This window comes from Bradyrhizobium sp. SYSU BS000235, from assembly GCF_049747295.1.
Lineage (GTDB): Bacteria > Pseudomonadota > Alphaproteobacteria > Rhizobiales > Xanthobacteraceae > Afipia.
Genome location: NZ_JBMHJM010000002.1, coordinates 149,403 through 170,926, shown reverse-complemented (window position 1 = coordinate 170,926; position 21,524 = coordinate 149,403). Strand labels below are relative to the sequence as shown.

The following is a 21,524-nucleotide window of genomic DNA, read 5'->3' as shown; positions in this document are numbered from 1 at the left end:
CGGGTGCCGCTACCCTCCGAGTCTCAAGCCTAGTCTCACATCGTTCAGTCCGCCAACGCCTTTTGGCGGCTGAACACAGGTTCGACGTGGGGATTTGCGCGATGATCAGGCCGTTAGCGAACGGGCGATCGCGGTAGCGACGCGTGTGTCCGTTGGTTCGATCCGCGATGAGAAGGCATCGGCGATGTGCCCGTCGCGGCCGACGAGATATTTGTGGAAGTTCCAGCTTGGCAGGTCCGCCGGCCGTTCCGCTGCTGCCCATTTGTAGAAGGGGTGGGCATTGGGTCCTTTCACACTGGTCTTGGCCGTGATCGGGAAGGTGACGTGATAGGTCTGCTCGGCGGTTTCAGCGATCTCGCTGGTCCCACCCGGCTCCTGGCCGCCGAAATCATTGGATGGAACGCCAATAATGGTCAGTCCCCGATCCCGGAACTGGGTCCAAAGTTGCTGGAGCCCTGCATATTGCGGCGTGTAGCCGCAAAGCGAGGCGGTATTGACGACCAGTATCGGTTTACCCGCGTAGTCGACGAGGCGGATATCGCCGCCCTTCAGCCCCTGAAACGAAAACCCGTATGCGGTGATGCGGCTCATGGCAGGTTGTGCATGGACCGAACTGGCGACGCCGGAGCCCGTGGCGGCCCATACCATGGTTGCAATCATCTGCCTGCGATTGATCATGGTCTGCTCCTGCCAGTGGCTGCAGGACGTAGATTAGCCGACAGCTTGCCGCCTTGTCTTCAACAGCGTGTTACGGGCGCTTCGGCGGCAGATCGCACCATGGCATCGGCAATTCGGGCTCGTAGAACTGATTCCAGTCGCAGATGTATTCGGGTCCACTGCGCTTCATCACGTGCTTGATCGGCTCGGCCTGGCTGACTGCCACATGCGCGACGATGAGCGCGGCGCCGATGGGATAAGCCCATTTGGCAAAGCGCAGATGACTCAGACGATCGAGCAGGACTGTTCCCGCGATAATGATCAGCGGATCGGTGAACAAGAAATATTCGGCTTTCAGCCCGCGGCGTATGCCTAAGGCATCAATCCCGATCGCGGCCAGCAATAAAAGCGATGCCTGCAGCGCGACCTGACGCTCGCCTTTGAGCCACGCGTAGACAATGCCGGGAGCGATCAGCCACGTCAGAAAAACTGTCGGGCGAGGCGATGAGAACAACACGAATGAGTAGCGTTTCAGGACTGCAACCATACCATTGAACAACAGACTGATCGTCGCAAATGCCTTGCCGCCGTCGACCGCCGTTGTGACCGGCGCATCGGCAAACACCAGCATCTTTTCAATGGGGTTGATGACCGCGACGACATTCTGGGCATCATACTGCAGATAGAGCGCGAGCAGGCCGAGCGAGGCGCCCGCGATCACCGCGAACAGTCCTGCGACCGTCTCCGAGAGACTGACCCGCCACCAGGCCGCGTAGACGATCATGCCAAGGCCAATCCAGACCATCAGGGCAATCTGGTAGATTCCGAACATTCCGCCGATGATCGGATGGAGTTGCGCGACTGCAATTGCTGCCGGATCCAGGCCCGCAAGGATGAGCGGATAGGCGAAATAGAAGAGCACGCCGGCTATCACGGCTGCAGCTATCGCCGCCAGCCAGGCGCGCGCAGAATTATCCCAGAATGTCGTGCTCGCGCTGGTGGGCGTCCCGAACGGCAGCAGCAGCGCAGGAAGAGCGGCAATCAGCAGGATCGCCTGCACTTTGTTCTCCATCCCGAGCACGCACAGGGCAGCCGCGGCGGCTATTGCAAGCGGCCGCCATGAGGTTGCCTTCCGGCCAACGATGATCAGGATCATGAATGCGAACGTGAACAGGCAGCCGGCGATCAATTCGCTGCGCAATATCCTCATGTGAACGGCAATGCCGCCTGAAAATGCGAAGGCAAATGTGGAGAACAGCGCAACCCGCCAGTCGCGCACCAGGTGTTTGGCAAGAGCCGCGTAAGCCAGGACGAAGACGCTCGTCGTCAGCCAGGCAACGACGCGCCCCGCGCGAATCGCGCTGGTCATCGCGGCATCGAAGGCTGGAAGATTCAACGCAGATGGAATCGATGAAAGTTTCCACGCATCAAGCAAGCCCAAGGCATGCATGAACTGGAACCAGACTTTCACGGAGAGGATGGTGAAATAGGATGGATGATCAAAGAAAGCTTGAGGCTTGCCGTCGTTCAACACCAGCGCGTTGTAGACGATCATGAAATCCATGTCGGCATTGCGCCAATAGATGACGAAATAGCCGGCCAGGAAGAATGACGCTGTGAGGCAGGCGAGAATGACCGCAATGCCGCCGGTCCATCCAAACGGCGTCAGCCGCTTGAATGCATCCGGGCGTGTTTCTTGGGCCGAGGCGGCCACCACCGGTGTGGGAACTTCTGTGGAGATGCTCATGCTGGTGGGGTTCTAGCCCAACGATCCGTGACAAGCCAACCGTCCCGGGCATCCCCTGGGGGACTCTATCGCAGCGGAACAATGAAATCGGTGCCGCGGCCGGTTTCCTGGCCAAGCCCTTGGTCCGAGACGATCAGAGACCCGCCGGGGGCCAGCGCAGCTGCGATGCGCTCCATGGCTTCCGGTGGAATGGTCAACCGATCAAGTGCTTCGCTTGGCGAGGAGGCCGGGAGCGGGGCTCTTTCTTCAGTCACCGTGGCGTTCTTTTTTCTGTGCGGGTGTTCGTCATCGGAACGCCGGGCTGCCCGCGTCGGGGCCGGAAGCGACACAACCGTCCAGCGGAACGCGTTGACGTCCCCCTTGTCGGCGCGGGCGGTAAACACATGGGTGCCGAGCGGACGATCTGCCGCTGCGATCGTAATCGGCACCTCGAACAGCGGCTCGAAGTTTTGCCGCACGTAAAGCTTGCCTTCCTTGCGGCTGACATAGGCCGCGATGTGTCCGGAGCGTGGTTTGACCGGACCGATGAATTCTGCCGAGCCCTCGCGCGGCGGAACTGCATTCGCGACAGCAGGCGTCTTGTCCGCGTCCGTGGCGCGGGATTGATCCTTGGTCGCTGCGGTCTCCGCTGTCTTTGCGTCACCGGCCGTTGCCGCGGGCAGGACATCGCTAGCCGCCTTCTTCGCCTCATCCTTCGGCGGGCTGGGGCTTTGGATGGGGCGTTCGTCAGCATCGGATTTCAGTTGCATCGCGTTGCTGGCATCCGCTGTGCGAATTTCATCGCCTTTGTCGGAAATGGGGGAAAGCCTCAGCTCGATCTTCTCTGACGCGGGCGGCGAGTTGGTCGCGTCCGCGACCGTGGATTTGTCGGACTTGGCCGTGGTGACGGCTTCGTTCCGCGGCGGTGACGCCGTCGGGGCGGCCGCGGCGGAGACCGCAGGCTTTCGCGCAATCAAGTTGGGATTCGAAAAGTCGACGGGCGACAGATCTCCCGGCGCGATGATCACGCGCGCACCCATACGGGTCCAGCCCCACATGCGCATTGCAAAATTCATCGGCATGCGGATGCAGCCGTGTGACGCAGGATGACCGGGGACCACGCCGGCATGGAGTGCGACACCGGACCAGGTAATGCGCTGCATGTAAGGCATCGGCGCATTACTGTAGATGTTGGAGCGGTGGTACTTGTTCTTTTGGATGATGCTGAACACACCCATCGGCGTTAAGTGCCCAGCCATCCCGGTCGAGACCGGAGATTCGGCGAACAGGCCGTTTGAATCGTAAACTTTGAGGTGCTGGTTTTCGATCGAGATGGCGATCACGATCGGGCCTTGCGGCTTCGGCGTGTTCTTGGGGGCGTCGGCAAGCTTGGGTGTCGCACGCTTCCTGTGCATCGGCCGTGCTTGGTAATACTCCATCGGGGCCGGGTCGTCGTAGACCGCACCTCCGTAGTATTGGTTTCTTTGTGAGGGCCAATACACTTGGGAGTATTGCTGGGCTTGCGCGGGAGGGCTGACGCCGAGAGTCAGCGTTGCGGTCAGGCATACGGCCAATGGCGTTCGTGATGGGACCAGTCGAGCAACTGCGACCATTTTGGGTTGTCTCGTGGAAGAGGCTCGCTGATTGTCGAACACGCCCGGTATCCTCAATTGATTCCAATTATGAGTGTCGCAGACAGGCAAAATGTTCACTAGTGCCGCACGAACCGAAGGCGCCAATTTGACGCTCCGGAGCCAGATTATGTCCAAAATCTAGTTCCCAAGCCCTGATGAGCGCTTAACAGCGGCGCCGGTGGAAGTCACAATTACGTGCCTTCCAACATTTACGCGGCCACCCCACATACGGCTGATCAGGGCTGATTCCTGGTCCTGAGATCCCCGCTGGAGATATCGATGATTGTCCGCAAGACCCGCTTTTCGGTCCTATCCTTCGTGTGCTGGGCGTTGATCGCCGCGACCTTCGCCGGGTTCGTGGCATCGCCGGTTCTCGCCGGGGATGAGCCGGACCTGATCTTCCGGCGGTCTACGGTGTTCAAGCTGCTAAGCCCCGATGACAAATTGGCGACCTATGGCATCGATGACCCGGATATCGAGGGCGTGGCGTGCCATTTCACGATCCCTGAAAAGGGCGGCTACAAGGGCTGGCTCGGGCTTGCCGAACAGGTCTCCGATATCTCGCTGTCCTGCCGGCAGATCGGCCCCATCCGCTTCAAGGGCAAGCTGGGGCAGGGTGACGACATGTTCCGGCAGCGGCGCTCGCTCCTCTTCAAGAAGATGCAGATCGTGCGTGGATGCGATGCCAAAAGAAATGTGCTGGTCTACATGGTCTATTCGGACAAACTGATCGAAGGCTCGCCGAAGAATTCGACGTCGTCCGTCCCGCTGATGCCGTGGGGCGCCAATGACATCGTGCAGAAGTGTGGCGATTATATTTCAGGATAACTCTTGGCGTGAAGCGCGCACTTCAGTGCGCGCTTCACGCCATAAGCACTCAATCGGTCATGCCATCCGGCTTTTCAGTGCTCCAACGATAGCGATCAGGATGGCGCCGGATACGCCGCCGCCAACCGCCTGCGCAATGATCACACCGAGGTCTGGCATGGATGGCGTGTTGGCGAGCACGGGAATCAGCGCCCCGATGATCTGCCCACCGACGCCACCGCCAATCGCTCCGGCAATGACGTAATCGACCTTCCGCAGGATGCCGTTTTTTGCTGCGCTTGCCGCGATGTTGCCGCCGATCGCGCCGCCAATAATCTGGAAAACCAGATTGACGAGTAGGCCCGACATGACTTCGTCTCCCGGTCCGGTGCTTCAATCCATCGAGGGGCGCCCGGACACGCCGGGCGCCTTGATTGTAGGCACTGCTGGAGTGTCGTCACGCTGCACGCGCGAAATCACCATGCAAAAAAAGTCGGTCGACAATTCATAAATGTCTTGCGGAATCGAAAATCAGTCGTGTGCTTCGTGGAAGCGAACCATGGATTGAACAATAAGCGGCATCGACGCGACTAACGAGCATCTTGTCGCGGAGAAATTCCCATGCGTGTTTTCGGTGTTCTTTTGACCGTTGCGTTCTTTTTCGCTGGACCGCTGCAACCTCAGCATCATAGCGATTTGCCGGGCATTGGCACGTTTGACTATAGCGGTCCTCCGATCATCGATATTCAGCAGGCATCTGCGTCGACAGGCGCGCGCTAGTGTGGCGGTATTGTTGGTATTAGCCAAAAAGTCTTGAAGAGGAGTGCTTGCGTTCCTCCACGGTTTGATCGACGCTTCCCGAACAACGACATAAACAGGAACCGGGAAGATGCGGCTGAAGGATAAGGTTGCCCTCGTAACGGGCGGGGCATCGGGGTTTGGAGCGGCGATTGCGCGTCACTTCGTGGATGAAGGTGCGAAGGTTGTCATTCTCGACCTGAACGGCGAAGGCGCTGCGCGCGTTGCCGCAAACACTGGCGGCGCTGTCGCGGTGACGGGCGATGTCACCAAACGCGCCGATATCGACAAGGCGGTTGCCGCTGCGGTCGACAATTTCGGCAAGCTCGACATTGTGGTCAACAATGCGGGCTGGTCGTTTCGCAACAAGCCGATCATGGACGTGACTGAAGAGGAGTTTGACCGCGTCTTCGCGATCAACGTCAAATCGATCTATCACATGACCAACGCCGTGGTGCCGCTGATGCGCAAGCAAGGCGGCGGCTGCATGATCAATATCGGTTCGACGGGAGGCATTCGTCCGCGTCCGGGACTGACGTGGTACAATGGCTCGAAAGGCGCGGTGAACCTGCTGTCGAGCGCAATGGCCGCGGAGCTCGCGCCGGACAATATCCGTGTGAACTGCGTCGCGCCGGTGATCGGGGAGACGGCCCTGCTCGAAACGTTCATGGGCGTACCGGATACGCCGGAAAACCGCGCGAAATTCATCGCGACGATTCCACTCGGCCGCATGTCGCAGCCCGAAGACATCGCGAAAGCATGCGTTTATCTGGCGTCAGATGACGCGAACTTCGTGACCGGCGTCGTATTGCCGGTCGATGGCGGCCGAACGGTCTAGCGTCGCATGGTCTTTCGGTCAGCGCATTTGCGGACGCGGGCGACGCCCGCGGCCGTCAGCTTCACGCCGGTGACCTCCTTGATCTGTCCTGCCGGACACGAACCGTCATCAATGTAGACGTGCTGGCCGAGCCGCAGGTCGTGGATGTCGGATTCCCGCATCACGATGTCGGCCGATGCCGGGACGGCGGACAGCAGGCTGACAAACAATGCGATGCAAACGATCTTGCGATGGCTCATGGTGAAGCTCCCGGCCGCTCCGGCCGCTAGTGCTGAATTGTCGAGGAAAACAGATTGATCGTGCCGACGCCGGCAATGATGAGGGCGAGCCCGATCACTGCTGGTGTGTCAAGCTTCTGGCCGAACCAGACGAGGCCAACAAGCGTAATCAGAACGACGCCCAGTCCTGACCAGATGGCGTAGGCGATGCCGACGGGCATCGAGCGCAAGACCAGTGACAGGAAATAGAACGAAGCGGCATAGCCGAGCGCAGTCAAGATCAGCGGCTTCGGCTTGGTGAATTGCTCTGAGGCTTGCAGCGCCGAAGTACCGATGACTTCAAGGACGATGGCCACGATGAGATAAAAGAAGGTCATGTCCCATCGTATTCACTCGCCCCTGATTCTCATAGGTGAGGGGCTCAACAGCGGAAGCGGGACGAGGAGCGCCATACGTGAGATAAGCCGAGGAAGGTCGACCAACCGTTCCTCGGCTCCAGACCCCAAGCCAAAAGGGGTAACTCATGGCTTGGAAAGAGTATGGCTTGGAAAGTGCTCAGCAGCCCGAACGCAGAAGCCCGGGCTGCTAATAGCAACCTTAGGCGGCGGCCTTTGCGCCGGTCGGCACTTCGGAGATCGTCTTCAGGATCTGCGAAGCGATCTGGTAGGGGTCGCCCTGAGAGTTCGGACGGCGATCTTCCAGATAGCCCTTGTAGCCGTTGTTGATGAAGGAGTGCGGCACGCGGATCGACGCGCCACGGTCGGCAACGCCGTAGCTGAACTTGTTCCACGGCGCGGTCTCGTGCTTGCCAGTCAGGCGCAGGTGGTTGTCCGGACCATAGACGGCAATGTGGGCGTCGAGGTTCTTTCCGAACTGCTTCATCAGCGCTTCGAAATAGTCCTTGCCGCCGACTTCGCGCATGTACTTGGTCGAGAAGTTGGCGTGCATGCCCGAACCGTTCCAATCGGTGTCGCCGAGCGGCTTGCAGTGCCATTCGATATCGATGCCGTACTTCTCGGTGAGGCGCAGCATCAGGTAGCGGGCAATCCACATTTCGTCGGCGGCGCGCTTGGAGCCCTTGCCGAAAATCTGGAACTCCCACTGGCCCTTCGCGACTTCAGCGTTGATGCCTTCGTGGTTGATGCCGGCGGCGAGGCACAGGTCGAGATGTTCTTCGACGATCTGACGGGCGATCGAGCCGACGTTCTTGTAGCCGACGCCGGTGTAATAGGGGCCTTGCGGTGCTGGATAGCCGTTCTCTGGGAAGCCGAGCGGGCGGCCATCTTCGTAGAAGAAGTATTCCTGCTCGAAGCCAAACCATGCGCCATCGTCGTCGAGGATGGTTGCACGCGAGTTCGACGGATGCGGGGTCTTGCCATCCGGCATCATCACTTCGCACATGACCAGAGCGCCGTTGGTGCGAGCCGCGTCAGGGAAAACTGCGATCGGCTTGAGCACGCAATCAGAGCTGCGGCCTTCGGCCTGCATGGTCGAGCTGCCATCGAAGCCCCACAGCGGAAGCTGTTCGAGCGTCGGAAATGCGTCGAATTCCTTGATCTGCGTTTTCCCGCGAAGGTTTGGGACCGGGGTATAGCCATCGAGCCAAATGTACTCGAGCTTGTACTTTGTCATTTCGATCTCTCGTAAGTTGACGATGCGAAGGGGGGAGGACCCCCAAGCTGGCCTGGCCACCCAGGGTGGTTGGCCGCCAACGGCCGCGGCTTAATAAGCATTTAACGTGCCAGTTGGTGTGGTCAGATGCCGCAGGCTGGCGAAGGTGGATTCCAGGGCCTTTAGCTGGCCGGCGGGCGCCGACCGGCCATTCCTATGCGCCCATTTCTTCATCGGCGCAAAGGATTGCACGTTCTTTTGGCGTTTTTGGCTCAGTTCGGCCTTCTCCGGAACTGCACAAGGCCGCACGCGTTTGATCCGGCGACGGAATGCTGTGCAAAGACGCAAAGGGTCGAATGACCAAATTTTGTGCAATCGCTGCTCGATTAAGGAGCAATTCGCGCAAATGCGGGGCGACTCCATTATAGTGTCCAAGCCGCGTGTCAGCGCAGCGTCCGAGAGGGAGACCGCAATGGCGTCGAATGCTTCTCACGGGACCGCGAAGATCTATCAGTTTCCGGTGCGGGGTCGGAAGACCGCCGGTGGCGATCACGAGCCAATCAGACCGACAACCGATCCGCGATTTCAACCCGTCCTGGGCGATACATTCGGGAGCGGCTGGTACCACGACGCTGCTATCGAAGAGGAAAAGCGGCGGCCGAGCGAGCACTAAAGCTTTCTGTCTGTTCTGCGTGCTCAATTCGGAATTCGAAACGCTGAGACGATGCGCTTCGGCATTTCCGTTTGAGTGCAATAAGTCTGCGATCAAACTCCGAAGATCGACCAGCCTAGCCGTCTTGTCAGCGCTTCCAGCGCCATCCTGCCGAGATGCGAATTGCCGTTGGCGTCGAGCCCCGGCGACCACACCGCGATAGAGGCTTTGCCTGGCGCGATGGCCAGAATGCCGCCGCCGACACCGCTCTTGCCGGGGAGACCAACGCGGTAGGCGAACTCTCCTGAGCCGTCGTAATGGCCGCACGTCATCATGATCGCGTTGATGCGGCGCGCCCGCTCAGCCTGAACCACGTTGAGACCTGTTGAAGGATTGCGTCCGGCGTAAGCAAGATAGCGCCCGGCCATCGCCAGTTGCCGGCACGACATCGCAATCGCGCAGTGATGGAAATAAACGCCCAGCGTAAAGTCGACGGAGTTTTCGATCACGCCGAAGGACTTCATGTAATTGGCGAGGGCGATGTTGCGAAATCCAGTTCGCTGCTCGGAGGCCGCAACGGCCTCGTCGATCGTGATCGATGAATCGTCGGCGAGAAATCGCATGAACCGGAGAATTTCACCGAGTGCTTCACGCGGCTGGTGTCCCGAGAGGATCAGGTCGGTGACCGCGATCGCGCCGGCATTGATGAAAGGATTGCGCGGAATTCCGCGCTCACGCTCGAGCTGGACAATGGAGTTGAAGGGACTTCCCGACGGTTCGCGGCCAACGCGACTCCACAATCTGTCTCCCACCTTGCCAAGTGCGAGCGTCAGCGTGAAGACCTTCGAAATGCTCTGGATCGAGAAAGGCGTTTCGCGGTCGCCCGCGGCTGCCACATGTCCATCCGCATCGACCACCACAAGGCCGAAGGAGTTGGCGTCGACCCTTGCCAGTTCCGGAATGTAGCTCGCGACTTCACCGCGATCGGATCTTTGGGCCATCTCGTCGGCAATTTCGCGAACGACTTGATCAAGAAGAGAGGTGCTGGTGCTCATTGAACTGTAATTTGTCGTTTAATCTTACCGTGGCAGGGCGGACGAGCCCTTCGTATGCGACAAACGTGCCAGTCCGTCCATGGACGTTGACGGAGCCCGCGCCGCTACGCTGTACTTGAGCGACCTCTGGGCTGGAATGGACAAGAACGATGGATGCGATGAACACCGCGGACATGCAGCGCCGCATTACTGATGCCGTCGACGATGCGTTCGACCGGCAGATGGAAACAACCAAGCAGTTTTCTGCCATCCCAAGCACGCGCGGGGCGGAGGGTCCCTGTCAGGACATGATGCATGATCTGCTGCGTGTCCGCGGCTATGAGGTCGACGATTGGCATATCAATACGGACGATCTGAAGGATCTGCGGGGCTATGGGCCCATCGAGCACGATTTTTCCCATGCGCGGACCGTTGTGGGCACTTACCGGCCCACACGAGACGCCGGCCGATCCCTAATCCTTCAGGGCCACTGCGACGTCGTCCCGGCCGGTCCGCTCGATATGTGGGATACGCCGCCGTTCACACCGACAATCAAGGATGGCTGGCTGTATGGCCGCGGTGCCGGCGACATGAAGTCGGGCACCATTGCCGCGCTGTATGCGCTCGACGCCCTTCATGCGGCAGGATTGAAGCCGACAGCGCGAATTCATTTCCAGTCGGTGATCGAAGAGGAGAGCACGGGTGTCGGGGCGCTCTCGACAATTCAGCGCGGTTATCGGGCCGACTGCTGCTTCATTCCGGAGCCGACCGATGCGAAGTTGGTTCGTTCTCAGGTCGGGGTGATCTGGTTTCGCCTCAAGGTGCGCGGCAAGCCCGTCCATGTGTTCGAAGCCGGTGCCGGCGCGAACGCGATCAAGGCGGCCACCTACCTGGTCGAGGCGCTCGAGGAGCTGGAAGAGGAGTGGAACAGGCGCGCGGCAAGTGACAGGCATTTCAAATCGGTGAAGCACCCGATCAACTTGAATCCAGGCATCATCAAAGGGGGCGACTGGGCCTCGAGCGTGCCCGCATGGTGCGATGTCGATTGCCGGATCGCGGTGTTGCCGGGGTGGTCGATTGCGGAGCATCAGGCGGAAATCGTGGCCTGCGTCGACGCTGCGGCCAAAAAGCATCCTTTTCTGGCGCAGAATCCGCCGACCGTCGAATGGTCGGGCTTTTTGTCGGAAGGCTATGAGCTGACCGGCGCCGAGGAGTCCGAGGCGGTCCTTCGCAAGGCGCATGAAGCTGTCTACGGTAATCCATTGAAAGAGCTTGCTTTCACAGCCCTGACCGACACGCGGTTTTATGGTCTCAACAGCAACATTCCGAGCCTCTGCTTCGGCGCGAAGGCCGAGGCCATGCACGGTTTCAATGAGCGCGTTGAGGTCGAGTCGCTGCGCAAGACCACGCGCGCGATCGCGCTGTTCGTGGCCGACTGGTGCGGCGTTGAGCCGATCTAGTCCACATCTTCATCCATCGCGTGAACTGCTGCCATTTGATCGTTTGGTCGCAACAGAGATCATCGAATGACACCGCTTGAGAAGATCAATTCGCTGCCGATGCCGTTTGCCCAACTGATGGGTGTGACTTTCACGCATGCGGAGCCGGAGAAGGTCGTAGCAACCATGGTGGTCCGGGAGGATCTCTGCACCGTCGGGCATGCCATCCATGGCGGGGCCGTGATGGCACTCGCGGATTCGGTCGGTGCGGCGGCGACGGTGATCAACCTGCCGCCAGATGCCAAGGGAACCACGACGATCGAAAGCAAGACCAATTTCGTCGGCGCCGCCAAGGCCGGCAGCACGGTTACGGCGACTGCCACGCCGATCCATCTCGGCCGGCGGACCCAGGTTTGGCAGACCCGGCTCGAGACCGGAGAGGGCCGGCTTGTGGCCGTCGTCACGCAAACGCAGATGATCTTGTGATAACCACGCTTTTTATAGAGGAAATTGGCTGAAATCGCGGAAATTGCGCCAGAAATGGCCCTGAACACCTGACTGTGAGGTCTTGCGACATTGCGTCATTGCGCAGGAGTCGGGTAGATCAACGCAAAACGCCTTCAAGTCGTTCCCTGGGACGGCACCCGGCCCTTTGAGACCGAGAAACGCCCGATATGAATTCGATTGTCCGAATTGCCCTGAGCCGACCGTACACGTTCGTGGTCATGGCACTTCTCCTGCTGATCGTGGGGCCCTTGGCGGCTCTGCGGACCCCGACCGACATCTTCCCTGATATCCGAATTCCGGTCATCGGCGTGGTCTGGCAGTACACCGGCCTGCCGCCGGACCAGATGGCGGGCCGCATGGTCACCCCGTTCCAGCGCGCGCTGACCACCACGGTCAATGACATCGAGCACATCGTCGCCAATTCCTATAACGGCGTCGGCATCATCAAGATCTTCTTCCAGCCCAACGTCGATATCCGCACCGCCAACGCCCAGGTCACTGCAATTTCGCAGACCATGCTCAAGCAGATGCCGGCGGGTGCCACGCCGCCGCTGATCTTGAACTACAGCGCCTCGACCGTTCCGATCGTTCAATTGGCGCTGTCGGGCGACGGGCTCACCGAGCAGAATCTGGGCGACCTTGCCATCAATCAGTTGCGCACGCCGCTCGTCACTGTTCCGGGCGCCGCTATTCCGTATCCGTTCGGCGGCAAGCAGCGCCAGATCCAGATCGATCTCAATCCGAACGCCCTTCAGGCGCTGGGTCTGTCGGGACAGGACGTCGCCAATGCGCTCGCTGCGCAAAACCTGATCACGCCGGTCGGCACGCAGAAGATCGGAAACTTTGAATACTCGATCCAGCTCAACAACTCGCCGCTGAAGTTCGAGGAACTTGGCGATCTGCCGATCAAAGCGGTCAACGGTGCGATGGTTTACATCCGCGACGTTGCGCAGGTCCGTGACGGCAACCCGCCGCAGACGAACATCGTGCACGTCAACGGCAACCGCTCCGTGCTGATGATGGTGCTGAAGGCAGGGGCGGTGTCGACGCTCGATATCATTGCCGGCATCAAACAGAAGGTTATCGACGTCAAGGACGCGATGCCGGATGCGTTGAAGGTCAGCTTCATCGGCGACCAATCGATCTTCGTGCGCGGCGCGATCGCTGGCGTGGCCTTTGAAGGCATCATGGCCGCCGTTCTCACCAGCATCATGATCCTGCTGTTCCTCGGAAGCTGGCGCTCGACCGTGATCATCGCGGTTTCGATTCCGCTCGCGGTGCTGGGTTCGATCACCATGCTCTCGATGATCGGCGAAACGTTGAACATCATGACGCTTGGTGGTCTGGCACTCGCGGTCGGCATCCTGGTGGACGACGCCACGGTGACGATCGAAAACATCAACTGGCATCTTGAGCACGGCAAGCAGGTCGAGCCCGCCATTCTCGACGGTGCGGCACAGATCGTGACCCCCGCATTCGTGTCGCTGCTCTGTATCTGTATCGTGTTCGTGCCGATGTTCTTCCTGACCGGCGTCTCACGCTTCCTGTTCGTGCCGATGGCGGAAGCGGTGATGTTCGCCATGATCTGGTCGTTCATCCTGTCGCGCACCCTGGTGCCGACGATGGCGAAGTATCTGCTGCATCCTCATCCGCATGACGAGAATGGCAATCCGTTGCCGCCACCGCCGTCGCGTAACCCGCTGGTGCTGTTCCAGCGCGGATTTGAAAGGCGCTTCGAGAAGGTGCGGTCGGGATACCACGGCTTGCTGGCGATGGCTCTTGGACACCGAAAGGTGTTCGTGACCGGTTTCCTGTGCTTCGTCGCGGCGTCGTTTTTGCTGGTGCCGTTCCTCGGCCGCAACTTTTTCCCGGCGGTCGATACCGGTCAGATCCTGATGCATGTCCGCACTCAGGTCGGCACCCGCGTCGAAGAGACCGCAAACCAACTGGCCGATATTCAAAAAGCTATCCGCCAGATCATTCCGCCTGAGCAGCTGGAGACGATAGCCGATAACATCGGGATGCCCATCAGCGGCATCAACATGACCTACAACAACACGGGCGTGATCGGGACGCAGGATGGCGACATCCAGATCAAGCTGAAGGAAGATCACCCGCCGACCGAAGGATATGTTCGTGAGTTGCGCGAGAAGCTGCCGCGCTTGTTCCCGGGTGTTTCGTTCGCGTTCCTGCCGGCGGACATCGTCAGCCAGATTTTGAACTTCGGTGCGCCGGCGCCCATCGATCTTCAGATCCGGGGAGCAAACGCCGATGCGAACTTCAAATATGCCAGCGATCTGCTTCGGCGTATTCGACACATCCCCGGCGTTGCCGATGCCCGCATTCAGCAGTCGCCGAACAACCCGAGATTCAATATCGATGTCGATCGGACCCGCGCACAGTATGTTGGTCTGACGACGAGGGATGTGACCAACAGTCTGGTGGTTAATCTCGCGGGCAGTTCACAGGTCGCGCCGACTTACTTCCTCAATCCTGATAACGGCGTGTCCTATTCCATCGTGATGCAGACACCGCAGTACAAGATCGACTCTTTGAGCAAGCTGCAGGCTTTGCCGATTTCGGCTCCAGGGGCGGCCTCTACGCCGATCCTCGGCGGAATTGCTGACATCTCGCGCTCCACGTCGAGCGCCGTGGTGTCACAATACGACATCCAGAGCATGGTGCAGATCTATGCGACACCGCAGGGCCGCGACCTCGGCGCCGTGGCTGCGGACATTCGGAAGATCGTTGCGGAGACCACGAAGGACGTACCTAAAGGCAGTAACGTCGTGCTGCTCGGGCAGGTGGAGACGATGAACAGCGCCTTTTCGGGCCTGTTGTTCGGCCTCCTGGGCGCGATCGTGTTGATCTATCTGTTGATCGTTGTGAACTTCCAGTCGTGGTCGGATCCGTTTGTGATCGTCTCGGCGCTTCCTGCCGCGCTGGCGGGCATCGTCTGGATGCTATTTGCGACGCATACAACGTTGTCCGTGCCGGCTCTGACGGGCGCCATCATGTGTATGGGCGTGGCGACCGCAAACAGCGTGCTGGTGATTTCCTTTGCTCGAGAACGCTACGACCACCTCGGTGATCCGGTTGCCGCCGCACTGGAAGCCGGCTTCGTTCGCTTCCGTCCGGTGTTGATGACAGCGCTGGCCATGATCATCGGTATGGCGCCGATGGCGCTGGGTCTGGGTGAGGGGGGCGAGCAGAATGCGCCGCTTGGGCGCGCTGTGGTCGGCGGATTGATTTTAGCTACCTTCGCCACGCTCATGTTCGTGCCAGTGGTGTTCAGTATGGTCCACAAGAAGCAGCCCGCGGCTTCCGCGATGGCGCCGGAGACAGTTCATGCCTGAAGAGATCCCTTCCGTGTCGCGCGGCAAGTTGCGAATGTACGGCATCGTTGCCGGCGTTGGATTGGCTGCCGTCGTCGTCGCCGGAATATCGACCAGATCCAATGGCGACGCCAGGTTGCGTGAGTGGACGGAGGCACAAGCCGTGCCTTCGGTCGCTGTCACGCTGCCCGGTGCGAAGCCGCTCAATGCGAAGATCGATTTGCCTGGACGTCTGGAAGCTTATTCCCGCGCTCCGATCTTTGCTCGAGTCAGCGGCTACCTGAAGAACTGGTATGTGGACATCGGAGCGCACGTAAAGGCAGGACAGACGCTCGCCGAAATCGACGCCCCTGACCTCGATCAGCAGTTGCTGCAGGCCCGTGCCGACCTTGCGAACTCGCAGGCTGCGGCGAAGCTCTCGGCTGCAACGTTGTCACGTCGCAAGACCCTGCTGGCGTCAAACTTCGTGTCGCAGCAGGAAATCGATGAGCGGTCGGCGGACCTCGCCAGCAAGGAAGCGCAGGTTCGCGCGATGCAGGCCAATGTCGAACGGCTTGAGGCCTTAGCGAGCTACAAGACTGTCACCGCGCCGTTTGACGGCATCGTCACTGAACGCAACACGGATGTCGGCGCCCTGATCAACGGCGGCACCGGCTCCGGCGCTGCGATGTTCGTGGTTTCGGATGCAAAGAAGCTCCGTCTCTACGTGAATGTGCCGCAGAGCTATCTGCCGTCGATCAAGATCGGCGCAAAGGCTTCCGTCTCGGTGCCGGAATATGCCGGCCGTTCGTTCCCGGCAACGGTGGAAGCATCCGCCCAATCGGTCGATATCGCATCGGGCACCACGCGCATGCAGCTTGTTCTGGACAACAGCACAGGCGAGTTGCGTCCCGGCGCCTACGCTGACGTTCAGCTCAACTTGACGCATGACACCCAGCCGCTCAGCATTCCTGCAAGTGCGTTGATCTTCAACAATAGCGGGTTGCGCGTTGCGACTGTCACGCCCGCGGACAAAATCCTTTTCAAGAATGTGACGATCGCGCGTGATCTCGGTCGCGAGATCGAGATCGCAACGGGTCTTTCAGCCGACGATCGAGTCATCATCACGCCGCTCGACGGTATTGCGGACGGTGACCAGGTTCGCATCGCGGGTGCCGGCAAAGACGGCACGCCGCGGACCAGCGCGAATACCAACGTCAAGACCGAGTGACGGCAGCCGCCGTCATCTGCAACTTACCTCGTTGTTGTACCGGTACCGGCCGGATAGCCGGGATTGGTCGGACTATCGCCAGGCAGACCGCTTGGAGATGCTCCGGTGCCGATCGAACCCGGCGTCGAGGTATTCGGCACGCCCGGCTGATTGATCGTCCCGGTGCTCATTCCTGTTGTGCCCGTCGTGCTGGGTGCCGTCGGCGCCATGGTAGGCGGCGTGGCAGGCGACACGCCGGGCGAGCCGGGAGGCGCAGTCGGTGAAGGCGTCGCTGGACTGATCGTTCCTTGAGCCGCCGCCACAAGTGTTGATCCGATCAGCGTAGCGGTGGCGATAACTGCGATCTGTAATTTATGTCGCATTGACAGCTCCATTGATTGCCCATGGTCTCAAGCGTGGAGGAAACGTTGCTGATGTAGCGGCGTTCCTTCACTGCCGTTCACGCGATCTTGCGTCGGGCGTGTGCAATCGGAGAAGCCGTCCATGCAGGCACTCTTTGAGGCGACGGGAAGCTTTCGGCTCGGGCCGCATCTGCTCGCGCTGACGATTGCGTATCTGCTGGCGCTGCCGATCGGCTGGAACCGCGAGAAGGCGGAGCGAAGTGCGGGCCTGCGGACATTTCCGCTGGTGGCGCTCGCGACATGCGGCATCGTGCAGGCCACCGAGCACATTCTTCAGGATCATCCTGAAGGAACGGCGCGTATCATCGAGGGGCTCATGACCGGCATGGGCTTTATCGGCGGCGGTGCCATTCTCAAGACTGAAAATTCCGTGCGGGGCACGGCGACCGCCGCCAGTCTCTGGGCGACCGGCGCGACGGGCGCAGCCGTCGGACTTGGCGCCTACGATGTTGCCGTGGTGATTTCGCTGTTCACCTTCCTGACGTTATGGCTTCTCGTGCCGTTCAAGGAAGAGGGCAGGGCGATGTCAAGGAAAAGTCCGACCGGATATAGATGAGATGTTACGGAGCCTTGCCCCACATTTTGGTCAATGGTCCACCCGTCCCGTAAACAGGATCGGATTTCGGTAGGGCAACCTTTGGAATGGTCTTGAGCGCCTTGCGATGGTTTTCCGGTGTCGGTCGCGTGATCTGCATATCCGCGCCGGGCGGGTAAGCCCCGATAACAAGGAAGTCGCTGCTGGCTGACAGACATTGATGTCCGGTGCCGGCCGGCAGGACCGCCACGTCGCCTTTGCGCATTTCAAATTTTTCGCCGTGATCTCCGCCGAAACGGACCAACGCGCGGCCGCGGGCCACGCCAAGAACTTCGTGAACGGTGGCGTGATAGTGCAAGTAATCGAACACACCATTGCGCCACATCTGGTGGCCCCAGTTGTTCGTCTTGAACACGCTCTCGATCATGGTTTCCGGGCGATGGTTTTCGAACTCGAAGGCACTTTTGTAGATCAGAAAGGGGAGTGGATTATTCGGCACAGCGCCATCGTCAGCGAATACGAAAGAAACGGGGGTGACGGCGGTGTGGTGAACGCTCATCGTAAAATCGTCCATACACATCTCGATGGTTGGTTCCGGAAAGACTGCGGCAGAAGCTCCTATGTTCACGGCAGCTTGATAACGCCGGGTCAGCGGTGATGTTCCTCGAATTGATACCTGTCGCGGATCATCAAATTGAAGAAAGCACCCTTGGAATCCGCTCTGCCGAATTGGTCGTACACTTCCGGTGAAACGCCAAAATAGGTATAGGTACGGCCGGTCGTGAAGACGACGAGCAGTTCTCTCGCGAACGCATTATATTCGAGACGCGCAATTGCGCTGGAAGCAACACGTGGCATCGGCAAGCCTCGGTGCATCATTGTTAGGCAAATGTGGGAGCTCGTGTGGCGTCTCGCAATTGTGCAGTGTACGCAAAGTCCAAGCCATGTTTAGTCTCAGGGCATCCTTGCCGGAACCATTCGAGAGACATCGATGAGCCCGACAACCGTCAAGCCAAAAACGTCCGCCAAACCAAAGCTCCAGCGCCCGCCGTTGTACAAGGTCATTCTGCTCAATGACGATTATACGCCGCGCGAATTTGTCGTCACCGTGCTGAAAGTTGTGTTTCGTATGGGTGAGGAGGTGGCGAGCCGTGTGATGTTGACGGCTCATCAGAAAGGCGCGTGCGTCATTGCGGTTTATACGCGGGATGTTGCCGAGACCAAAGCCAAGGAAGCAACCGACATGGGAAAGGCGAAGGGCTATCCGCTGTTCTTCACCACCGAGCCGGAGGAATAATTTCGCTCTCGGCGCTGCTAAGCCCTGAATATCGTAAATCCGAGAATCAGCAGGATCAGGAAGATCACGGCGAAGATATAAAACAGCACGCGCGCGACATCAGCCGATGCAGCCGAAACGCCCGTAAATCCCAATACGCCGGCGATGATCGAAATGACAAAAAAGATAAGAGCCCACTTCAAGATCGACATGCCGACTACCTCGTTATGATTCCGATCTAGAACGATCGATATCGGCGATGGTTCCGATCTGCGGCGCTTCGGAACCAGCGCGACGGTGCGCGGTTGCCTCTGAAAGTCAATTGGCGAATGCATTTGGAGGCCGTGATGAAAATCTTCACCATTCTGTTTGTGGCTGCGCCGCTTGTTCTTTCCGGTGCAGCATTCGCCCAATCGTCCGGCGGTAGCTCCTCCGGTGGCAGCGCGGGCGGAGCGGCCGGCGGGTCGATGCACTCGTCGCCAGGCACCGCGTCTGGCGGTTCACTTGGCACGAGCGCGACATCGCCGGGGACAAATTCTGCGGGTACGGCTATGCCGTCCGGCGGTGGCGGCACCGTTGGTGTCGCTCCTCTTGGGACGGGCGATCCCAAAGTCGATCAGTCAGAGAAGGAGGTCGACCGCAAGGTGAAGGGCATCTGCAAGGGATGTTGAACCACGTTGCGTCAAAGCTGGAATGACGGCTGTGCGCGAACCGTTTCTCCGATACGATGCAGCCTGCGCGGTCGCGACACGTCCGACGTCACAGATAAAACCGCGCTGGCGATCGGATCGCACAGCGCGGTATTTGGGTTAGTCGATCGAAATGTTGGCGGCCTTGATGGGAGCTGCCCATTTCGCCATTTCGCTTTTGACGAAATCACCGAGATATTTCGGCGTCGTGCGATCTTCAGAGACGAAGCGAAGCCCAACGCTTTCCAGCTTTTCGCGAACCTCTGGCGTCTTCATCGTATCGACAGTTGCCTTGTTCAGCTTTGCAACGATGGCTTCCGGCGTGCCTTTCGGCAGGAAGAACGCATTCCACGTATAGGCTTCGACGTCGTAGCCTTGCTCAAGAGCTGTCGGAACGTTCGGCAGCACGGGTGAGCGTTCTTTATTAAGAATAGCGATAGCTTTCACGGAGCCGCCTTCAATTTGAGGCTTTGCCGTCGTGACGATATCGCAAAGGTAGTCGATGCGGCCACTCGCGAGATCCTGCATGGCTGGATTTGCGCCACGGTAGGGCACGTGCATGATATCGAGACCGGTCACGGAGTTCATCAACGCGCAGCCAAGGTGAATGGCTGATCCTGTACCTGCGGAGCCAAATTGCATCTTGCTGGCATTGGCTTTGCCGTACGCAACGAACTCCTTCATATCCTTGACTGGAAGGTCCTTGCGCGCGACCAGCACGAGCGGCGCTTCGACCACGAGCGCAACAGGCTCGAAATCCGTCGTCGAATTGTAAGCCGGCTTTTTGTAGAGGAGCTGGTTTTGTGCCTGAGTGCCGACGGTGCCGAGCAGGAAGGTGTAACCATCGGGAGCCGCTTTCGCGACGCGGCTTGCGCCATTCATACCGCCTGCGCCGCCGACGTTTTCCAGGATCACGGGCTGGCCAAGAAGCTCTCCCATCCGCTGGGCAAACAATCTTGCAAAGACATCGTTCGGGCCGCCAGCCGCGAACGGATTGATCATCGTAATCGGACGGGTCGGCCATTCATCAGCGTGAGCTGTTGCAGCGACCGTCAAAAAGCATAGCGCGAGTAGGGCCCGCAGCATTCAATCCTCCTTGATTGTTATTGGCAGAATTCTGCGTTGCAGAGCCCGTACCGCTTATCGGTCAGGCGCTGATACAATCAAGAGGCGTTCCGGCCGGATTGTCCCAGTCGGAATACCCGCCACGGTCGGCAGGATAGGGGGGCGATTAAGTGAGCCGTCGAGGTTCGTTGGTTCGAGCCACAGGTTCATCTTCGGTGAAACGGTGTGGCGCTTGTCCGCCGATGTCGGAATTGCCCTTGCCGATGAGGTCGGGGCTGAAGGTGAATATTTGCAGATTGCGCAGGACATCGGACGCGCGGGACGTAAAGGTCGCGATTTCAGCGGTTCCCTCGATCGCCTTTTTCACCTCGGCGCCGCATCCCGTGCACTCGTAGGTAAATTCAAGTTTCGCGGCTGCCCATTGCACGTCGCTGATCTCCATGAGCCGCTGTTTGCAGCTTGGACATACAACCACTGCGGGTTTCGCATCCCGGAGGGCAACATTGGCGAGCATTCTACTCTCCCATACGCAGACATTCAGTCGCCAGTTCAATGTCCCGACGCAGCGCTATTTTATCGCCCCCAATCCGGCGCTCGGGATTAACTTTCGCGAAATGCACAGGATCCTTCCGCAGGCGGAATTTCCCTGAATTTTCCACAGCCTACCTGAGTCGGGCTCAGTTCTAACAGGCCGCCATGGAGCCAACCGGTTACATGCCTTGCGCCGCGGTGATCATCAGACCGCCGATGATCGCCATGTTGGACAGCCAGACATTGATGGTGTTCTGGCGGAGCTGGCCTTCCATGTCCCAGAAATTCAGCAGCAACACCGACGCGGCGAGGGTGAACAGCACCAGGCCGAATGCGGCGATGGATAAGAACAGTCCGAAGATCACCAGAAGCCCTGCGATGAATTGAAACGCAGAGCCCGCGAGCAGCACGACTCGCGGGAAGGGCACGCCGCGCGCGGCGATCATCTGCGTCAGCACCGGAATGAGAAACATGTGTCGTATGCCGGCGAAAACGAACAGTCCGCCGAGCAACAGGCGGCCGAGCAGCAAAACGATGTGGGGCAGGTCAGTCGGCATGAGG

The 21,524-nt window shown here is 59.4% G+C and carries 27 protein-coding genes; 11 read left to right on the top strand and 16 right to left on the bottom strand.

Annotated elements, in window-relative coordinates; translation table 11 throughout:
* Positions 1–105: 105 nt before the first annotated feature.
* The 3 genes from ACP0KA_RS26130 to ACP0KA_RS26120 all read right to left on the bottom strand — a co-directional run bounded on the left by ACP0KA_RS26130 (position 106) and on the right by ACP0KA_RS26120 (position 3,996).
* The gene (locus tag ACP0KA_RS26130; protein ID WP_424631869.1) at positions 106–678 is read right to left on the bottom strand and encodes a glutathione peroxidase; all 573 of its coding nucleotides are present in this window, start codon (positions 676–678) and stop codon (positions 106–108) included.
* Positions 679–748: 70 nt separating this feature from the next.
* Positions 749–2,404: a hypothetical protein gene (locus ACP0KA_RS26125; protein ID WP_424631868.1), complete on the bottom strand. Its 1,656-nt coding sequence runs from the start codon at positions 2,402–2,404 to the stop codon at positions 749–751.
* A gap of 65 nt (positions 2,405–2,469) precedes the next feature.
* Positions 2,470–3,996, bottom strand: coding sequence for a L,D-transpeptidase (locus tag ACP0KA_RS26120; RefSeq protein WP_424631867.1), 1,527 nt, complete (start codon positions 3,994–3,996; stop codon positions 2,470–2,472).
* Between the two features lie 300 nt (positions 3,997–4,296).
* On the opposite strand from ACP0KA_RS26120, the gene ACP0KA_RS26115 reads away from it, so the two are divergent.
* Entirely contained in the window at positions 4,297–4,845 is a 549-nt protein-coding gene (locus tag ACP0KA_RS26115; protein ID WP_424631866.1) for a CreA family protein, read from the top strand.
* A gap of 57 nt (positions 4,846–4,902) precedes the next feature.
* Here the strand turns inward: ACP0KA_RS26115 and ACP0KA_RS26110 are convergent, their stop codons facing one another.
* Positions 4,903–5,193 carry a hypothetical protein gene (locus ACP0KA_RS26110; protein ID WP_424631865.1) on the bottom strand — a complete coding sequence of 97 codons (291 nt, stop codon included), beginning with the start codon at positions 5,191–5,193 and terminating at the stop codon, positions 4,903–4,905.
* Between the two features lie 252 nt (positions 5,194–5,445).
* Here ACP0KA_RS26110 and ACP0KA_RS26105 point away from each other — a divergent pair, with 252 nt between their 5' ends.
* The gene (locus ACP0KA_RS26105; RefSeq protein WP_424631864.1) at positions 5,446–5,604 is read left to right on the top strand and encodes a hypothetical protein; all 159 of its coding nucleotides are present in this window, start codon (positions 5,446–5,448) and stop codon (positions 5,602–5,604) included.
* A gap of 109 nt (positions 5,605–5,713) precedes the next feature.
* Positions 5,714–6,460 (top strand): glucose 1-dehydrogenase, encoded by a 747-nt coding sequence (locus tag ACP0KA_RS26100; protein ID WP_424631863.1) that lies wholly within the window; start codon positions 5,714–5,716, stop codon positions 6,458–6,460.
* Here the strand turns inward: ACP0KA_RS26100 and ACP0KA_RS26095 are convergent.
* The 4 genes from ACP0KA_RS26095 to ACP0KA_RS26080 all read right to left on the bottom strand — a co-directional run bounded on the left by ACP0KA_RS26095 (position 6,457) and on the right by ACP0KA_RS26080 (position 8,712).
* Entirely contained in the window at positions 6,457–6,699 is a 243-nt protein-coding gene (locus ACP0KA_RS26095; RefSeq protein WP_424631862.1) for a DUF6719 family protein, read from the bottom strand. The two genes, ACP0KA_RS26100 and ACP0KA_RS26095, sit on opposite strands and share 4 nt — an antisense overlap.
* Before the next feature lie 26 nt (positions 6,700–6,725).
* Complete coding sequence (locus ACP0KA_RS26090) at positions 6,726–7,055, bottom strand: DMT family transporter (RefSeq protein WP_424631861.1); 330 nt, start codon at positions 7,053–7,055, stop codon at positions 6,726–6,728.
* Positions 7,056–7,275: 220 nt separating this feature from the next.
* Positions 7,276–8,310, bottom strand: a complete 1,035-nt coding sequence (locus ACP0KA_RS26085) for a glutamine synthetase beta-grasp domain-containing protein (RefSeq protein ID WP_424631860.1) — start codon at positions 8,308–8,310, stop codon at positions 7,276–7,278.
* A gap of 90 nt (positions 8,311–8,400) precedes the next feature.
* On the bottom strand, positions 8,401–8,712 hold the full coding sequence (locus ACP0KA_RS26080) for a hypothetical protein (RefSeq protein ID WP_424631859.1): 312 nt from the start codon (positions 8,710–8,712) through the stop codon (positions 8,401–8,403).
* Positions 8,713–8,761: 49 nt separating this feature from the next.
* On the opposite strand from ACP0KA_RS26080, the gene ACP0KA_RS26075 reads away from it, so the two are divergent.
* Complete coding sequence (locus tag ACP0KA_RS26075; RefSeq protein ID WP_424631858.1) at positions 8,762–8,962, top strand: DUF2735 domain-containing protein; 201 nt, start codon at positions 8,762–8,764, stop codon at positions 8,960–8,962.
* 92 nt (positions 8,963–9,054) lie between these two features.
* On the opposite strand, the gene ACP0KA_RS26070 is transcribed toward ACP0KA_RS26075, so the two are convergent.
* A complete protein-coding gene (locus ACP0KA_RS26070; RefSeq protein WP_424631857.1) occupies positions 9,055–9,996 on the bottom strand; it encodes a glutaminase in 942 nt (313 codons plus the stop codon).
* Between the two features lie 158 nt (positions 9,997–10,154).
* Here ACP0KA_RS26070 and ACP0KA_RS26065 point away from each other — a divergent pair, with 158 nt between their 5' ends.
* From ACP0KA_RS26065 to ACP0KA_RS26050, 4 genes are all read left to right on the top strand, one after another.
* The gene (locus ACP0KA_RS26065) at positions 10,155–11,435 is read left to right on the top strand and encodes an ArgE/DapE family deacylase (protein ID WP_424631971.1); all 1,281 of its coding nucleotides are present in this window, start codon (positions 10,155–10,157) and stop codon (positions 11,433–11,435) included.
* Between the two features lie 66 nt (positions 11,436–11,501).
* Complete coding sequence (locus tag ACP0KA_RS26060; protein ID WP_424631856.1) at positions 11,502–11,900, top strand: PaaI family thioesterase; 399 nt, start codon at positions 11,502–11,504, stop codon at positions 11,898–11,900.
* 188 nt (positions 11,901–12,088) lie between these two features.
* Entirely contained in the window at positions 12,089–15,277 is a 3,189-nt protein-coding gene (locus tag ACP0KA_RS26055) for an efflux RND transporter permease subunit (protein WP_424631855.1), read from the top strand.
* A complete protein-coding gene (locus tag ACP0KA_RS26050) occupies positions 15,270–16,466 on the top strand; it encodes an efflux RND transporter periplasmic adaptor subunit (protein WP_424631854.1) in 1,197 nt (398 codons plus the stop codon). The genes ACP0KA_RS26055 and ACP0KA_RS26050 overlap by 8 nt, the downstream gene beginning before the upstream one ends.
* A 23-nt stretch (positions 16,467–16,489) precedes the next feature.
* On the opposite strand, the gene ACP0KA_RS26045 is transcribed toward ACP0KA_RS26050, so the two are convergent.
* Positions 16,490–16,828, bottom strand: a complete 339-nt coding sequence (locus tag ACP0KA_RS26045) for a hypothetical protein (protein WP_424631853.1) — start codon at positions 16,826–16,828, stop codon at positions 16,490–16,492.
* A 121-nt stretch (positions 16,829–16,949) separates the two neighbouring features.
* Between ACP0KA_RS26045 and ACP0KA_RS26040 the strand changes: the two genes are divergently transcribed.
* Positions 16,950–17,423, top strand: a complete 474-nt coding sequence (locus ACP0KA_RS26040) for an MgtC/SapB family protein (RefSeq protein ID WP_424631852.1) — start codon at positions 16,950–16,952, stop codon at positions 17,421–17,423.
* A gap of 4 nt (positions 17,424–17,427) precedes the next feature.
* Here ACP0KA_RS26040 and ACP0KA_RS26035 read toward each other — a convergent pair whose 3' ends face one another.
* Together ACP0KA_RS26035 and ACP0KA_RS26030 are read right to left on the bottom strand one after the other, a co-directional pair.
* Positions 17,428–17,961: a cupin domain-containing protein gene (locus ACP0KA_RS26035; protein WP_424631970.1), complete on the bottom strand. Its 534-nt coding sequence runs from the start codon at positions 17,959–17,961 to the stop codon at positions 17,428–17,430.
* 89 nt (positions 17,962–18,050) lie between these two features.
* Positions 18,051–18,260, bottom strand: a complete 210-nt coding sequence (locus ACP0KA_RS26030; protein ID WP_424631851.1) for a KTSC domain-containing protein — start codon at positions 18,258–18,260, stop codon at positions 18,051–18,053.
* A 133-nt stretch (positions 18,261–18,393) separates the two neighbouring features.
* On the opposite strand from ACP0KA_RS26030, the gene clpS reads away from it, so the two are divergent.
* Complete coding sequence (clpS, locus tag ACP0KA_RS26025) at positions 18,394–18,699, top strand: ATP-dependent Clp protease adapter ClpS (RefSeq protein ID WP_424631850.1); 306 nt, start codon at positions 18,394–18,396, stop codon at positions 18,697–18,699.
* A 17-nt stretch (positions 18,700–18,716) separates the two neighbouring features.
* Here clpS and ACP0KA_RS26020 read toward each other — a convergent pair whose 3' ends face one another.
* Positions 18,717–18,890, bottom strand: coding sequence for a DUF1328 domain-containing protein (locus tag ACP0KA_RS26020; RefSeq protein WP_424631849.1), 174 nt, complete (start codon positions 18,888–18,890; stop codon positions 18,717–18,719).
* Between the two features lie 135 nt (positions 18,891–19,025).
* Here ACP0KA_RS26020 and ACP0KA_RS26015 point away from each other — a divergent pair, with 135 nt between their 5' ends.
* Positions 19,026–19,349 (top strand): hypothetical protein, encoded by a 324-nt coding sequence (locus ACP0KA_RS26015; protein ID WP_424631848.1) that lies wholly within the window; start codon positions 19,026–19,028, stop codon positions 19,347–19,349.
* A gap of 138 nt (positions 19,350–19,487) precedes the next feature.
* Here the strand turns inward: ACP0KA_RS26015 and ACP0KA_RS26010 are convergent, their stop codons facing one another.
* From ACP0KA_RS26010 to ACP0KA_RS26000, 3 genes are all read right to left on the bottom strand, one after another.
* On the bottom strand, positions 19,488–20,453 hold the full coding sequence (locus ACP0KA_RS26010; protein WP_424631847.1) for a Bug family tripartite tricarboxylate transporter substrate binding protein: 966 nt from the start codon (positions 20,451–20,453) through the stop codon (positions 19,488–19,490).
* 145 nt (positions 20,454–20,598) lie between these two features.
* On the bottom strand, positions 20,599–20,946 hold the full coding sequence (locus tag ACP0KA_RS26005; protein WP_424631846.1) for a hypothetical protein: 348 nt from the start codon (positions 20,944–20,946) through the stop codon (positions 20,599–20,601).
* A 196-nt stretch (positions 20,947–21,142) separates the two neighbouring features.
* Positions 21,143–21,520, bottom strand: a complete 378-nt coding sequence (locus tag ACP0KA_RS26000; protein ID WP_424631845.1) for a DoxX family protein — start codon at positions 21,518–21,520, stop codon at positions 21,143–21,145.
* Positions 21,521–21,524 lie beyond the last annotated feature (4 nt).

Bases quoted from the DNA above. Each gene is read 5' to 3' on its own strand.
- ACP0KA_RS26000 (WP_424631845.1), bottom strand. From the start codon at position 21,520: ATGCCGACTGACCTGCCCCACATCGTTTTGCTGCTCGGCCGCCTGTTG.
- ACP0KA_RS26065 (WP_424631971.1), top strand. From the start codon at position 10,155: ATGAACACCGCGGACATGCAGCGCCGCATTACTGATGCCGTCGACGAT.
- ACP0KA_RS26050 (WP_424631854.1), top strand. From the start codon at position 15,270: ATGCCTGAAGAGATCCCTTCCGTGTCGCGCGGCAAGTTGCGAATGTAC.
- ACP0KA_RS26095 (WP_424631862.1), bottom strand. From the start codon at position 6,699: ATGAGCCATCGCAAGATCGTTTGCATCGCATTGTTTGTCAGCCTGCTG.
- ACP0KA_RS26060 (WP_424631856.1), top strand. From the start codon at position 11,502: ATGACACCGCTTGAGAAGATCAATTCGCTGCCGATGCCGTTTGCCCAA.
- ACP0KA_RS26090 (WP_424631861.1), bottom strand. From the start codon at position 7,055: ATGACCTTCTTTTATCTCATCGTGGCCATCGTCCTTGAAGTCATCGGT.
- ACP0KA_RS26005 (WP_424631846.1), bottom strand. From the start codon at position 20,946: ATGCTCGCCAATGTTGCCCTCCGGGATGCGAAACCCGCAGTGGTTGTA.
- ACP0KA_RS26100 (WP_424631863.1), top strand. From the start codon at position 5,714: ATGCGGCTGAAGGATAAGGTTGCCCTCGTAACGGGCGGGGCATCGGGG.
- ACP0KA_RS26070 (WP_424631857.1), bottom strand. From the start codon at position 9,996: ATGAGCACCAGCACCTCTCTTCTTGATCAAGTCGTTCGCGAAATTGCC.
- ACP0KA_RS26115 (WP_424631866.1), top strand. From the start codon at position 4,297: ATGATTGTCCGCAAGACCCGCTTTTCGGTCCTATCCTTCGTGTGCTGG.
- ACP0KA_RS26035 (WP_424631970.1), bottom strand. From the start codon at position 17,961: ATGAGCGTTCACCACACCGCCGTCACCCCCGTTTCTTTCGTATTCGCT.
- ACP0KA_RS26055 (WP_424631855.1), top strand. From the start codon at position 12,089: ATGAATTCGATTGTCCGAATTGCCCTGAGCCGACCGTACACGTTCGTG.
- ACP0KA_RS26130 (WP_424631869.1), bottom strand. From the start codon at position 678: ATGATCAATCGCAGGCAGATGATTGCAACCATGGTATGGGCCGCCACG.
- ACP0KA_RS26105 (WP_424631864.1), top strand. From the start codon at position 5,446: ATGCGTGTTTTCGGTGTTCTTTTGACCGTTGCGTTCTTTTTCGCTGGA.
- ACP0KA_RS26125 (WP_424631868.1), bottom strand. From the start codon at position 2,404: ATGAGCATCTCCACAGAAGTTCCCACACCGGTGGTGGCCGCCTCGGCC.
- ACP0KA_RS26045 (WP_424631853.1), bottom strand. From the start codon at position 16,828: ATGCGACATAAATTACAGATCGCAGTTATCGCCACCGCTACGCTGATC.
- ACP0KA_RS26120 (WP_424631867.1), bottom strand. From the start codon at position 3,996: ATGGTCGCAGTTGCTCGACTGGTCCCATCACGAACGCCATTGGCCGTA.
- ACP0KA_RS26110 (WP_424631865.1), bottom strand. From the start codon at position 5,193: ATGTCGGGCCTACTCGTCAATCTGGTTTTCCAGATTATTGGCGGCGCG.
- ACP0KA_RS26075 (WP_424631858.1), top strand. From the start codon at position 8,762: ATGGCGTCGAATGCTTCTCACGGGACCGCGAAGATCTATCAGTTTCCG.
- ACP0KA_RS26030 (WP_424631851.1), bottom strand. From the start codon at position 18,260: ATGCCACGTGTTGCTTCCAGCGCAATTGCGCGTCTCGAATATAATGCG.
- ACP0KA_RS26040 (WP_424631852.1), top strand. From the start codon at position 16,950: ATGCAGGCACTCTTTGAGGCGACGGGAAGCTTTCGGCTCGGGCCGCAT.
- clpS (WP_424631850.1), top strand. From the start codon at position 18,394: ATGAGCCCGACAACCGTCAAGCCAAAAACGTCCGCCAAACCAAAGCTC.
- ACP0KA_RS26015 (WP_424631848.1), top strand. From the start codon at position 19,026: ATGAAAATCTTCACCATTCTGTTTGTGGCTGCGCCGCTTGTTCTTTCC.
- ACP0KA_RS26085 (WP_424631860.1), bottom strand. From the start codon at position 8,310: ATGACAAAGTACAAGCTCGAGTACATTTGGCTCGATGGCTATACCCCG.
- ACP0KA_RS26080 (WP_424631859.1), bottom strand. From the start codon at position 8,712: ATGGAGTCGCCCCGCATTTGCGCGAATTGCTCCTTAATCGAGCAGCGA.
- ACP0KA_RS26020 (WP_424631849.1), bottom strand. From the start codon at position 18,890: ATGTCGATCTTGAAGTGGGCTCTTATCTTTTTTGTCATTTCGATCATC.
- ACP0KA_RS26010 (WP_424631847.1), bottom strand. From the start codon at position 20,453: ATGCTGCGGGCCCTACTCGCGCTATGCTTTTTGACGGTCGCTGCAACA.